General features: G+C 39.2%; 17 protein-coding genes. 2 read left to right on the top strand and 15 right to left on the bottom strand.

Features of this window, described 5'->3' with window-relative positions; translation table 11 throughout:
* Positions 1–34: 34 nt before the first annotated feature.
* From MK482_RS04370 to MK482_RS04410, 9 genes are all read right to left on the bottom strand, one after another.
* Entirely contained in the window at positions 35–223 is a 189-nt protein-coding gene (locus tag MK482_RS04370; protein ID WP_070480259.1) for a DNA-directed RNA polymerase subunit beta, read from the bottom strand.
* Positions 216–1499 carry a UDP-N-acetylglucosamine 1-carboxyvinyltransferase gene (gene murA / locus MK482_RS04375; RefSeq protein ID WP_084887482.1) on the bottom strand — a complete coding sequence of 428 codons (1284 nt, stop codon included), beginning with the start codon at positions 1497–1499 and terminating at the stop codon, positions 216–218. Before murA ends, MK482_RS04370 begins: the two co-directional genes overlap by 8 nt.
* 23 nt (positions 1500–1522) lie before the next feature.
* On the bottom strand, positions 1523–1753 hold the full coding sequence (locus MK482_RS04380; RefSeq protein WP_153220469.1) for a DUF1146 family protein: 231 nt from the start codon (positions 1751–1753) through the stop codon (positions 1523–1525).
* Between the two features lie 57 nt (positions 1754–1810).
* Positions 1811–2848, bottom strand: coding sequence for a SepM family pheromone-processing serine protease (locus MK482_RS04385; protein WP_247949617.1), 1038 nt, complete (start codon positions 2846–2848; stop codon positions 1811–1813).
* Positions 2832–3320, bottom strand: coding sequence for a pantetheine-phosphate adenylyltransferase (gene coaD / locus MK482_RS04390; protein ID WP_268718086.1), 489 nt, complete (start codon positions 3318–3320; stop codon positions 2832–2834). The genes MK482_RS04385 and coaD overlap by 17 nt, the downstream gene beginning before the upstream one ends.
* A complete protein-coding gene (rsmD, locus tag MK482_RS04395) occupies positions 3310–3849 on the bottom strand; it encodes a 16S rRNA (guanine(966)-N(2))-methyltransferase RsmD (RefSeq protein WP_268718087.1) in 540 nt (179 codons plus the stop codon). The genes coaD and rsmD overlap by 11 nt, the downstream gene beginning before the upstream one ends.
* Positions 3850–3913: 64 nt before the next feature.
* The gene (asnA, locus tag MK482_RS04400; protein ID WP_045612763.1) at positions 3914–4906 is read right to left on the bottom strand and encodes an aspartate--ammonia ligase; all 993 of its coding nucleotides are present in this window, start codon (positions 4904–4906) and stop codon (positions 3914–3916) included.
* Between the two features lie 111 nt (positions 4907–5017).
* A complete protein-coding gene (locus MK482_RS04405; protein WP_268718088.1) occupies positions 5018–5701 on the bottom strand; it encodes a Bax inhibitor-1/YccA family protein in 684 nt (227 codons plus the stop codon).
* Positions 5702–5755: 54 nt separating this feature from the next.
* Positions 5756–6496 carry a TrmH family RNA methyltransferase gene (locus MK482_RS04410; protein ID WP_261032613.1) on the bottom strand — a complete coding sequence of 247 codons (741 nt, stop codon included), beginning with the start codon at positions 6494–6496 and terminating at the stop codon, positions 5756–5758.
* Positions 6497–6529: 33 nt separating this feature from the next.
* Between MK482_RS04410 and MK482_RS04415 the strand changes: the two genes are divergently transcribed.
* Positions 6530–6808, top strand: a complete 279-nt coding sequence (locus MK482_RS04415) for an acylphosphatase (RefSeq protein ID WP_268718089.1) — start codon at positions 6530–6532, stop codon at positions 6806–6808.
* A gap of 77 nt (positions 6809–6885) precedes the next feature.
* Positions 6886–7812 (top strand): membrane protein insertase YidC, encoded by a 927-nt coding sequence (gene yidC / locus MK482_RS04420; RefSeq protein WP_268718090.1) that lies wholly within the window; start codon positions 6886–6888, stop codon positions 7810–7812.
* A gap of 175 nt (positions 7813–7987) precedes the next feature.
* On the opposite strand, the gene MK482_RS04425 is transcribed toward yidC, so the two are convergent.
* From MK482_RS04425 to pflA, 6 genes are all read right to left on the bottom strand, one after another.
* Positions 7988–9076 carry a sensor histidine kinase gene (locus tag MK482_RS04425; protein WP_268718091.1) on the bottom strand — a complete coding sequence of 363 codons (1089 nt, stop codon included), beginning with the start codon at positions 9074–9076 and terminating at the stop codon, positions 7988–7990.
* Positions 9046–9732 carry a response regulator transcription factor gene (locus MK482_RS04430; protein ID WP_261021835.1) on the bottom strand — a complete coding sequence of 229 codons (687 nt, stop codon included), beginning with the start codon at positions 9730–9732 and terminating at the stop codon, positions 9046–9048. The genes MK482_RS04425 and MK482_RS04430 overlap by 31 nt, the downstream gene beginning before the upstream one ends.
* Positions 9733–9793: 61 nt before the next feature.
* On the bottom strand, positions 9794–10513 hold the full coding sequence (locus MK482_RS04435; RefSeq protein WP_268718092.1) for an ABC transporter permease: 720 nt from the start codon (positions 10511–10513) through the stop codon (positions 9794–9796).
* 1 nt (position 10514) lies between these two features.
* Entirely contained in the window at positions 10515–11300 is a 786-nt protein-coding gene (locus MK482_RS04440) for an ABC transporter permease (RefSeq protein WP_268718093.1), read from the bottom strand.
* 1 nt (position 11301) lies between these two features.
* Complete coding sequence (locus tag MK482_RS04445; RefSeq protein WP_268718094.1) at positions 11302–12012, bottom strand: ABC transporter ATP-binding protein; 711 nt, start codon at positions 12010–12012, stop codon at positions 11302–11304.
* A gap of 169 nt (positions 12013–12181) precedes the next feature.
* Positions 12182–12976, bottom strand: coding sequence for a pyruvate formate-lyase-activating protein (gene pflA, locus MK482_RS04450; protein ID WP_001288286.1), 795 nt, complete (start codon positions 12974–12976; stop codon positions 12182–12184).
* Positions 12977–13025 lie beyond the last annotated feature (49 nt).

Consider the following 13025-nt stretch of genomic DNA (forward strand, 5'->3'; position numbering starts at 1 on the left):
CTCCTTATCTCTAGAAAAAGACTGGTTCTCCAGCCTAATTTCCTGTAAATTTATGAATCAATTCCTGCCATTTTGCTGGAGACAGGATAGCCCATGGATCTTGACCCTTGCCCAAGATTCCATAACCTACCATTAAGCCGATACCTAAGGCTAGAGCACCTAAAAACAGTACCAAAATGACTAAAAGTAAACGCTTGATTACGTAGCTTGATCTCTTATTCATCTTCATCACTTGCCTCAATCCGCTGAATCTTAGCACCTAGCTGCGCTAACTTCTCATGGAAACGGTAGTAACCTCTATCCAAGTGAACCAATTTACCGACCACAGTTTCTCCTTGTGCTACCAAACCTGTCAAAATCAAGGCTGCACTGGCACGAAGGTCAGTTGAAAGAACTTCTGCCCCCTGCAAAGGTTGACCACCAACAATACGAGCTGTATCACGGATAATCTCAGAATGCAAGCCCATGCGACGCATTTCTTCTAAGTGTTGGAAACGATTTTCGAAAACTGTCTCCACCATAGTTGATTCCCCTTTTGCGACGGTCATCAAGGCTGTAAATTGAGCCTGCATATCTGTTGGAAATCCTGGGTGGGGCAAGGTTTTCACATGAACAGCTTTTAAATTTTCTAGTTGAGAGCGAACTCGAATTCCTTCAGTCTCCTCTGTCACTTCCACTCCCATTTCAAGCAATTTGGCAATCAAGGGACGGTTGTGCTCCCAAACAGCGTCTTTAATCAAGACATCACCACCAGTCATGGCAGCAGCTACCATAAAGGTTCCTGCTTCGATACGGTCTTGGACTACATTGTGAGTCGTACCATGAAGTTTGTCAACACCGGTAATGGTAATGGTCTCTGTACCAGCACCTTTGACCTTAGCTCCCATTTCATTGAGGAGAATAGCTAGGTCAACAATCTCAGGCTCACGCGCAGCATTTTCAATCACTGTTACCCCATCAGCTAGAGTCGCTGCCATCATCAAGTTCTGCGTAGCACCAACACTTGGGAAGTCCATGTAGATATGAGCGCCATGCAAGCGATCAGCCTTGGCTTCGATGTAACCAGCTGTCTGACTAATCTTAGCTCCCATGGCTTCCAGACCTTTCAAATGAAGATCAATAGGTCGACTACCAATCGTACAACCGCCTGGCATAGATACCTTGGCATGACCTACACGAGCAAGAATTGGCCCTAAGACAACGATAGATGCACGCATCTTGCTGACATACTTGTAAGGAGCTTCCTCAGTGATATCGCCAGTCGCATCCACCTCGACAAGATGAGCCTCCTCATCAAAATCTACCTTGGCATTCAAACCACGAACCACCTGATTCATAGTGAAAACATCTGACAAAATCGGAACATTCTGCAAGACGGTCTTTCCTTCACTTGCTAGAATAGTCGCTGCCAACAAAGGCAAGACTGCATTCTTTGCTCCTTCGATCGTAACACTTCCTACCAGACGATTATCGCCACCTTGAACCACAATTTTTTCCATACTTATTTCCTTTACTCTTGATTTTATAATAATCCTCTAAGCGCTTCTTGCCACAACTGATACAGGCTGATAAAGAAAGAACTCATGATGTAGCCCATTACAATGCTGAAAAAGGCTACTAGTAAACGAACTTTTCCTGTATTCTCAGCTGTCACTTTTAAAACATTTTCCCATCTAACAAGATCCTTTAAAAGGTAAAAACTCACATAAATAAAGAGCATGTGACTGCTTAGAGTGAATAATAATTGAACCATTTGACTATTATACCATCTTCTCTGTTTGTACGCTAGTTTGGAAACTTCACTTAAAAATTAGGGATTGTTTTTCAAGTAATCAATTGCATCTTGTAGGGTTTTAACTGGCACGATTTTCATATCTGTCTTGATTGTTTTAGCTGCTTCCAGGGCTGTTTGGTAGTTATTTTTCGCATCAGGATGTGCTTTTTGTTCTTCTTCGCTAATAGGGTTATCAGGGGCAAAGAAAATAGCAGCACCTTCTCTAGCCGAAGCTACAACTTTCTTATCGATACCTCCAATATCCCCCACATTACCATCACGGTCAATGGTACCTGTACCGGCAACGATACGGCCATTACGAAGGCCAGGGTCAGCTATTTGGGTATAGATGGCCAGACTAAACATGAGACCTGCACTTGGACCACCGATACCAGCTGTTGAAAAGCGAATTGGGACATCACTGGTCACTTCTGTACGGTCAATCAAGCCGATTCCAATTCCATTTTTGCCATTTTCCAAGGTGATAATCTTACCTTCTGCAGACTTGGTTTGCCCATCCTCTTCATAAGTTACCTTGACTGAATCCCCTAATTTTTGAGAATTGACGTAATCAATCAAGTCTTTGGAACTATCAAAGGTCTGAGCATTGACTGCTGTGACCGTATCAGAGATATTGAGAATCCCTTTAAAGGTCGAATTATCCGTCACAGTCAAGACATAAACCCCAAGATATTTGAGTTCAATATCCTTACCAGCTGTTTTCAGTCCTTGATACTTGGCCATATTTTGCGATGTCTGCATGTAGAATTGATTGATCCGCATAAATTCCACATCGGAAGAGCCACCTGTAGTCTCTTGGGCACTACGAATATCTGTAAAAGGCGTCAACCAAGCATAAATCATATGGGCTAAAGTAGCGTGCTGGACACCAACCGTAACGAATTGATAGGCACCAGCTTCCTTATCTTCTGTGTCATTGACTTTAAGGACTTGGCGAATATCTTCCGAACCACCTGGAACCTCTATATAATAGGGCAAGGGCACTACAAATGCCAAGAAAGTCACAATTAAGGCCGCAATGACATATAAGGGCCATCTAATCTTTTTTTTCATTTCTTATTTCCTCCAAAATACTCTCGGGAACATAGCAAGCAATATCCTGACTAAATTTCAAAAGCTCTCTAACGCCTGATGAACTGATATAAAGATGTTCCGGTCGGCTATGTAAATAAATGGTTTCTATATCAGGAGACAGCTGATGGTTGTAGTAATCAAAACTGGCTTCGTATTGCAAATCCGACGCATTCCTCAAGCCTCGCACTAGACAAGTAGCCCCTAGTCTTTTTGCAACATCAACCACCAATTCATCATGGGAAAACACGACTTCAACATTTCCCAAATGTTTCACAGCCTTTTCTAAGCCCCGTTTACGATTTTCAAGAGGGAGAAATCCTTGTTTGTGGGGATTAAAAAAAATACCCACATAGAGCTTGTCAAAGAGTTTGCTAGCCCGTTCAATGATATCCATATGCCCATTTGTCATCGGATCAAATGAGCCTGTAAATAAGCCAATCTTATCTGACATAGACTGTCACCTTACTAATTCCATAAATCTTTTCCTTCCAGATGCCAAGACAGGCAATTTCTTCTGGAAGTTCAACGGCCTTATCCGTCTCACACACGACCATGACATCTTCAGAAAAAAGCTCTTTCTCAGCCATTTTTTCAATATCTGCTACGATTTGTTCCTTGGCATAAGGAGGGTCTAAGAAAATGAGGTCGAATTTGCCAGATACCTGTTCCAATGCCCTTTCTGCATCCATCTTGAGGAGTTGAAATTTTCCAACTTCCTTGGTCATCTGAATATTTTCAGCCACGATAGCCTGAGCCTTACGGTCTCGCTCCACCAAAACAGCGCTGGACATTCCACGCGATACTGCTTCGATTGACAAGCCACCACAACCTGCATAAAGGTCCAAAACTCGTCCCCCTTCAAAGTAGGGACCAATCATGTTAAAAATGGCTCCCCTAACCTTATCCGAAGTAGGTCTTGTCGTCTTTCCTTCTAGTGTCTTGAGGGGACGTCCCCCATAGATTCCTGATACGATTTTCATACCGTTTATTATACCAAATTATAGGCGAAAAGAGAAAGAAAACCGAACCTTGCGGTTCGATTCTCTACAAAATATTTTCGTAAGTATCGCGGACTTCTTGAGGCCAAACACTTGTTTGCACTTCTCCGATGTGTTTCTTACGAAGAAGGAACATGGCCATACGAGATTGTCCAATTCCCCCACCGATTGTCAATGGGAATAGGCCATTCAACAAAGCCTTGTGCCATTCCAATTCCAAGCGGTCTTCATCACCTGTAATGGCAACCTGACGACGAAGCGTTTCTTCATCTACACGGATTCCCATAGAAGACAACTCAAAGGCTCCCCCCAGAGACTCATTCCAAACAAGAATATCGCCATTCAGACCCTTGTAACCATTTTCAGATTCGCTCGTCCAGTCATCGTAGTCTGGTGCACGTCCATCGTGCGGTTTACCGTCTGGTAATTCCCCACCGATACCAATCAAGAAAACAGCACCAAATTCTTTACAGATAGCATTTTCACGCTCTTTTGGTGTCAAGTCTGGGTAGCGTTCTACCAACTCTTCTGTGTGGATAAAAGTGATTTGTTTTGGCAAGATTGATTCGATGTCATAGCGGGCTTCTACTGCTAGCTCAGTCAAGCGAATGGCCTTGTAAATCTTCTCAACTGTTTCTTTTAGGTAGGCAATGTTGCGTTGTCCATTTGGGATAACTTTCTCCCAGTCCCACTGGTCAACATAAACAGAGTGGGTCGCATCCAGCGAATCTTCGTCTGGACGAAGGGCCTTCATGTGGACAAAAAGACCTTCTCCCTCACCGAAACCAAAACGAGCCAAAGTATGGCGTTTCCATTTAGCAAGGGAGTGCACCACTTCATAAGTAGCATCAGGGATTTGGAGAACCTTGACCGATACGGCATTCTCCACACCTGATAAGTTGTCCTGCATACCATCGCCGACCCTACTCAAGATAGGACCTTGAACTTCGACAACTTCTAACTTATCTTTCAAATACTGGGTAAAAGTGTTTTTGACAAAGGAAATCTCTTCTTGTTGATGAATAAAACTTTTCTTCATAAACTACTCCTCAAAAAATTAATTAAAAGCATTATACACCTATTTCCAAGAAAAGAAAAGACCAAATATAAAAAAATCAGTGCTCCTTCGAACACTGATGTTAGGGACCTTCTAGTCATTGCGACCAAAGATACGTAGAATACTTAGGAAAAGATTGATAAAATCAAGATAGATACTGAGAGCCATTGACACAACCCAACCTGTCGCTACACGACCTTGTGATTGCTCATAGGCATAGCGAATTTTTTGGTTATCTGAAGCAATCAGCCCAGAGAAGACCAAGACCATGGCTACGCTAATCATATAATCAAAGAAACCGCTAGCCAAGAAAATATTGACTACCATAGCAATCAGCAAACCGATAAGAGCTGCCATCATAGCCCGACCAAGGCCACTTAAATCTTTCTTGGTGAAGATACCAACTGCCGCCATGACAAAGAAGAGAAGGGCGCTCGATACAAAGGCAGATAAAACTGTACCTGGAGTATAGAAGGCCACCACAAAACTGAGGGTAAAGCCGTTTAATACTGAGTAAAGTAAAAATACTGGAAGAGCCGCTGGGCTATTCTTTAAAGCCATACTACTGGCAACGAAAACCAAGGCCAACTCCGCAAAAGTAGCAATGGTCAACCAGAGACGTCCCTGCATCAAAAAGTAAACCAACTGAGATTGAAAGACCGTCAACATAAGGCCTGATACCAAAGCAGATAGTCCGATTCCCAGACCAACAAAGGCATAAACTTTAGCGTAAAATTGATTAAGACCTGCGCGGTCATGAATAATAGTGTGATTCATCTTTTCTCCTTTTCTATGAACATCTTTCCTTGATTATAACAAAGAAAGTTAAAATTAGCTTAAATGGAAAACTAAAATACCTGCTGCAACGGCAACATTCAAACTCTCCGCCTGTCCCTTCATACTAATGTGAACCAACTGGTCTGCACTTTCAGCCATGAGGGGACTAATTCCTTGACCCTCATTTCCCATGACTAGTACAAAATTTTCTATGGGAGGCAGTTCTCTGTAATCAACAGAATCTTTAGATAGGGTTGTTGCCAGCACTGGGATACCTGCTTCTTTAGCTCCCTCGAGAAGCCTTTGACTAGACATCCGGTAAATAGGCAGATGAAAATGACTGCCTTGCATGGAACGTAGGGTTTTGAGACTGTAGATATCTGCCGACTTTTCTGAAACAATCACTCCAGTAAAACCTGCTGCATCCGCAGTCCGAATGATCGTTCCCACATTACCAGGATCTTGCACATCTTCCAAAAATAAGAACTTGCCCTGGCTAAAGTCAGCTTGCCCTACTTCTTCTTTTTGAACCACGGCAACAATTCCCTGTGGAGTCTGAGAATCCGCCAAATCTAGCAAAATATCCTCTGAGACCCAGACAGTTTGCGGAAACGAGACTAACTGATCTCGGTAATTTTCTAAGGCAAAGATTTTCTCAATCGTCACTCCAGCTTGAACAGCTTCTTCAAACAAGTGCCAGCCTTCAATCAAATAGGCAGACTTGCGGTATTTTTTTTGGTGTAATTTCTTGGCGTTTTTTACCACAGAATTGGCTTTTGAGGTTATAATAGTCATAGAAATATTATAACACAATCAAAGGGGTTTAGTATGCAAAAGGTTAGAATGATTGCCCAAGGTAGGGTGCAAGGAGTCGGCTTTCGTTGGGGTGTTTACAGCCTGGCACTTGAAATTGGTGGCATCACAGGTCGGGTATGGAATAACGACGATGGCACAGTCGAAATCTTAGCCCAAGCAGACTCATCTACTACCATGGCAAAATTTATCCAAGAAATCCGAAAAGGACCCACACCTTTTTCAAAAGTCAGCTACTTAGATGTCAAACTGAGCAACTTTCCTCCTTACCCTGACTTTAAAATCGCAAATTAGGTCTCTAGAACTATTGTATATTTTGTAAAAAAACAGTAGAATAGAAAGGTATAATTTTTAAAGAAGGAATAAAAACAGTGAAATCTATTAAACGTTTTGCACTCTCAGCTATGGGAGTGGCTATGTTGCTAGTCTTAACTGGCTGTGTCAATGTCGATAAAGCCACAGGCCAGCCAACAGGATTTATTTGGAATACGATTGGAGCTCCTATGGCTGAAGCTATCAAGTACTTCGCCAATGACAAGGGGCTTGGTTTTGGGGTTGGTATCATCATCGTAACCATTATTGTTCGCTTGATTATCTTGCCACTTGGTATCTACCAATCATGGAAGGCAACACTTCACTCTGAAAAGATGAACGCCCTCAAGCACGTCCTTGAGCCACACCAAACACGTCTCAAAGAAGCAACTACTCAAGAAGAAAAACTCGAAGCCCAACAAGCTCTCTTTGCAGCTCAAAAAGAGCACGGCATCAGCATGTTTGGTGGTGTAGGATGTTTCCCTGTACTCCTTCAAATGCCTTTCTTCTCTGCTATCTACTTTGCTGCCCAACATACTGAAGGTGTTGCTCAAGCAAGCTACCTAGGAATTCCTCTAGGTTCTCCAAGTATGATTTTGGTTGCCTTCGCTGGTATTCTTTACTATCTTCAATCGCTTCTTTCACTTCACGGAGTAGAAGATGAAATGCAACGTGAACAACTTAAGAAAATGATTTACATGAGCCCACTCATGATCGTCGTCTTCTCCCTCTTCTCACCAGCCAGTGTTACTCTTTACTGGGTTGTCGGTGGTTTCATGATGATTCTCCAACAGTTTATCGTCAACTATATCGTTCGTCCAAAACTTCGCAAAAAAGTCCGTGAAGAACTAGCCAAGAACCCACCAAAAGCACGTGCTTTCTCTACACCAAGTGGACGAAAAGACGTTACCCCTGAACAAACAACTGCTATCACAAGCAAGAAAAAACACAAAAATCGCAACGCTGGAAAACAACGTTCGAGATAAAGCTACGTAAATTATCCAATAATTAAAAAACGAATGAATGATAAATAGTTTTCATCAACCAGATATCATCATTCGTTTTTATTATCTACCGTTACATCTTATACTAGTCAAAAAAGTTAAATAGTTTAAAAGCTCACATATAAAACATATTCAATCATAATTAACAAGTAAATCACTATGATTTAATACAATTCACAGTTATTAAAACTTCTGCTCCCTCGTCTCTATTTCTAAGCTCAACTCGGCCTTTGTGTAGTTTTGCAACTCTACATACAAAACTAAGTCCAATACCATAATGTTGCTCTTTAACCGATCTAGCTTTGTCCATACGATAAAAGAGCTTTCCAAAATTATTTAAAACTTCATCTGGAAATTCCGAACCATTATTCCATATACCTATTTTCAATTCCTTCCCCTCTTGCTCTACCCTAATGTTAATTTTAGGATTCTGTTTATCGGCGTATTCCAAAGCATTTGTTAAAATATTTTGTATTGCACGAATCAGAAGAGATGGATTTATATAATAGTTTTCAGTTCCGTTCACATTCTGTTCAAAAGAAAACTTCATCTGATTTTTTATCAAAAAAGAGACTTCTTTCTCTAATTCATTAATAAAATCTGAAGAGGAATACTCCGTCCAACCTGTCTCATCATCATAATAGGTTTTAGAATAGTGAATCAATTGATTGAAGTAATCTAGTAACTGTTGACTAGCTCTTCCTATATCTGATAAGCATTCTTGAGATTGGTTGCTTTCAGTTATCGTCTGCAAAAATTCCACATTCCCCTTAATAATGGTTAAGGGAGTCTTTAAATCATGAGAAGCTGCTGAAACCTGAAACATCAAAGCTTCTTTCTGTTCTTTCTCATCAATTATTAATTGTCGAATTCTATCTTGCATCACAATAATCCGATTTCCTGTCTCACGAAATTCTTTAACCGTTAATCTTTCTGTACATTCCCGCTCTAACCATATATTATTTTCATAAATCAAAGTCATTTCATAACTCAGTTTTTTCAACAATTTTCCAATGTGATAACTTATTAGAATAATCAATAAAACACAAATATATATCCATGATGACACATTCAAAAAGATTGATAGAAGACCACTATTGTTTAAAGGTTTCCCATCTTCATTTATTTGTATAGATACTGAAGCTAAGGGAATAAGATAGGCCATTAGTAAGCCAAGACTAAACTGCCAAATAATTCTCCAACAGGTTTCTCGAATTAATTGTCTAAAACTTTTGATTCTACCCATTGATATCCTCCACCGTATAAGGTTTTAATTGGATTTAATTGATAAGGTTTCAGCTTTTGACGAATTTGATAAATGTACTCTGAAACCGAACGTAAAAGCGCTTCTGAACTTTGTGGATATAGATAATTATAAATTTCCTCAATAGAATATATTTTACTTGGGTTGCTTGCCAAAAGATTCACTATGTCAAATTCCCTCCTTGTCAGAGCAATCTTATCATCGTTTACAAACAGTTCCTTACTATTCGTATATAGTATAAACTTCCCAATCTTTATTTGATGAACATTTCCTTTAATCCGTTCTTCACGACGTAAGTGCATTTTAACACGTGCTAACAATTCTTGCATACTAAAGGGCTTCATAATATAATCATCAGCACCTGCATTAATTCCAGCTACTAAATCTTCATCCATATCCTTGGCAGTTATAAAACAGATAGGAACAGTTATCTGTTCGCGAATCATCTGACAGATCTCTAAACCACTAACAGGCATCATAATATCTAATAGAATCAAGTCAAAGCCTGTAAAATCACAAAGATCAATCTCTTCTATCTTATTTCGTATAACTACTTCATATTTTTCATATTCTAGTACTTTTTTTATTAGGCGAAGAATAGCAAGATCATCATCTACAACCAAAATTTTATAAGCCATAACTCACCCTCCTAACTATATTATAGCACTAACCGAGAAAAAGACAGGATATCCCCTGTCTTTAGCCTACATTTCTTCCTATAAGTATCAGTGTAGCAAATAGAAAAACAATTAATAACCAAACTATTTGTATCCCTAAGCCTTGCCACACTGGATAATAAAGAGACAATGGATAGGTATAAAAACAATTCATACTAGCTAGTAATGGTAAATTTCTAAAAAAAGAACTGAATTGTAATAACATTTGCCCCAACCCCAATAAAAGGGATAAACTTATTCCCAAAATTAAGATAAAAGACTGGGAAATAAATACAAAAATACCACTTAAAAGAGCGAAGGTTAGAATAGAAATACAAGCTGGAAATAGAATTGTTAGAACATGTTTAATATCGCTCAAAAGATTGATATTGTAGTATCCTTGGGCGAGTAGTATACATAATGATATTACAGCGACCAATAGGATAATTTCAATACATAATAGAATAGCTAGTTTAGATATTATAAATTTCAAACGATTTGGACAGGTAAGAAAACTGGTACGAAGGCTAGAACCTGTAAATTCTTGACCTATAAATAGAACCGCTAGACTAACGAAACCTGCCTGTCCTAAATATAGACTTTGCAGTAGCTGTTCCAAAACAAACTGTAGAGTCAACTGGTCTGGCTTATTATTTAAAAAAATAACTAACGCTGGAACACACAGTAATAGAGCACCTATAACCAACCAGTGCCAAGGATTCATCATAAACTTGAGATACTCACTTTTAAGTTGCTCTTTCAACTTATTCACCTCCTCCAATATCTGACTTAAGTAATCGGTAGATTGCTAAAGCCAAGAATGAGAGGCTCCAACAAAGTAAAAGTAAAATATGTTGTAAACTATTATGTTCTAAAATTTGAGGAGATGTAGCAATCAATCCTTGCCCCAATGCAACTGGAAGAAATTTTGCAACCGATATATAGTTTGCTAAGAATGTTCCTAAACTGTAGACTTGGGGAAGCAAAAATAATAGAGGAACAATGGCTGTTTTAAATGTCAAAGCCATAATATAGGCTAGAAGTCCCAACAAAGTCCAAGCTATACTGGCTAAAAATATATAGAACCAAACTGTTCCATTTAGTGAAAAAAGCAATAAGCCATCTTGTCCTAAAACATAATGTGTCATGTTAATCGTCAGGAATATTGATAGAAAGGAAATGAAAAAAGAAAATACAAGCCAAACTAATGTTTTTGAAACTAGGAAAGTACTCCGATTTGTAATAGAGAGGAGACTTGTACGAATAGCAGAGCATTTATACTCCGCGGCTCCGTAAATTGAGCCTAGGATAATCATAATAAAAACACCAAATAAAGTGACATCAAAACCTAAAAATTCAATAGAAGGTATAGCTTCTGCTAATTCTGGATTTGTCTCTGGTGTAGCATGGATACCAACTGAAACAATTTGAGAAGCACCAATATTTGCTAAAAACGTTTGAAATACCAGTATCAAGAATAATACAACATGAGTAGCTCTCCTATAAAGCAATTTCAATATTTCAGAATGAAGAGAGTATATAAGTGCCATGTCACTTTCCTCCCTCTGTTAAACTAAAGAAGACTTCTTCTAGTGAAGAAAGATTTTTCATCACTTCTTGTAAAGTGCCTTTTATAAGAACTTTTCCTTTATTTATGATAACTACATCATCTGTTACTGCTTCCACTTCCGATAATATATGAGATGATAGCAAGACTGTCTTTCCTTCTTGAGCTTGTTTTTTTATAAACTCTCTAAACCACCGAATTCCTCTTGGATCCAACCCATTAGTTGGTTCATCCAATATCAGATATTGAGGATTTCCTAATAGAGCTGTTGCAATTCCTAATCGTTGTCCTTCTCCTAATGATAATTTCCCAATTTTAGATTTTTTCTTATGGCTAATATCCACCATATCCAAGATTTGATCAATTCGCTGACTGGATATCCCATTACTAGCAGCAACAATTTTCAAATGTTGATAAACAGTCCGATCATCAGGAGCACCTACACTGTCAAATGAAGCTCCTACAGTCTTTAGAGGAAATTTTAATTCCTTATAAGTTTGATCTCCAATTTTGGTAAGACCAGATGTTGCTTTGTCTAATCCTAATAAAATACGTAATGTTGAACTTTTACCAGCTCCATTTGGACCCAGGAAAGCAGTCACTCTACCTGCTTTTGCTTCAAAAGAAATATCTTTTAAAATTTGAGTTTGGCCATACGACTTACATAAATGTTTAATGGTAATACTTTGTTCCATAGATGTTCTCCTATTCTATTTAATATTTCTAAAAGTAACTATATCTTACACATTCTTTTTCGGATTTTTTTCAGAATTTAGAGAGTAAAAAAGATTTAAAATTTTGTTTCATTTAACTATCTAGATTTGTGTAAACTTAAAAGCCCGATGTTTCCATCAGGCTTCTTTTTTATCCATGTACACGTTTCATATAGTCTTGATAACTTTCGGTATCCATGAGTTTCTTAGCGTTCTTGACGCGATCTGCTGTTGGTGGTTTAACCCCTTCGAGGGAATATGGAATTCCCAGTTCACGCCACTTGAACTCACCCATGGTGTGATAAGGTAGAATTTCAAACTTATCCACATTTTTAAGGGTCTTGACGAACTTACCAAGTTCAATCAAGTCATCATCTCTATCTGTCAATCCTGGAACTAGCACATGGCGAATCCAGACAGGTTTTCCAATATCTGATAGATACTGGGCACAGGCCAAGATATTTTTATTGGTTTGGCTAGTGACAATCTTGTGCTGTTCTTCGTTGATTTCCTTGATATCCAAGAGAACCAAGTCAGTGACAGCCATGAGTTTGTCAAATTTTTCAAGGTAACGTGGTTTATTACGGAAAGGAAGGGCACAGGTATCCAAGGTACAGTGGATTCCGTGTTCTTTGGCCTTGGTAAAGAGAGCAATCAGGAAATCAATCTGCAAGAGGGCTTCTCCTCCACTGACTGTAATCCCACCCTTATTTCCCCAGAAACCGCGGTAGCGCAAGGCTTCTGTCAAGACATCATCTACCGTCCGTTCACGTGATTTATTGGACTCCATAGCCCAAGTGTCTGGGTTGTGGCAATACTGGCAACGCATGTGACAGCCCTGCAAAAAGACAATAAAGCGAATACCAGGCCCATCTACTGACCCAAAGCTTTCTGTCGAATGCACCATTCCTGTCACTTGTCCATAATCAATTGTTTCTTCAGACATATCGTTACCTTCCTTGAAAACGTTTTATAGTTTTATTATATCATGACTT

The sequence above is a fragment of the Streptococcus mitis genome, assembly GCF_026782865.1.
Taxonomy (GTDB): Bacteria; Bacillota; Bacilli; order Lactobacillales; family Streptococcaceae; genus Streptococcus; species Streptococcus mitis_CG.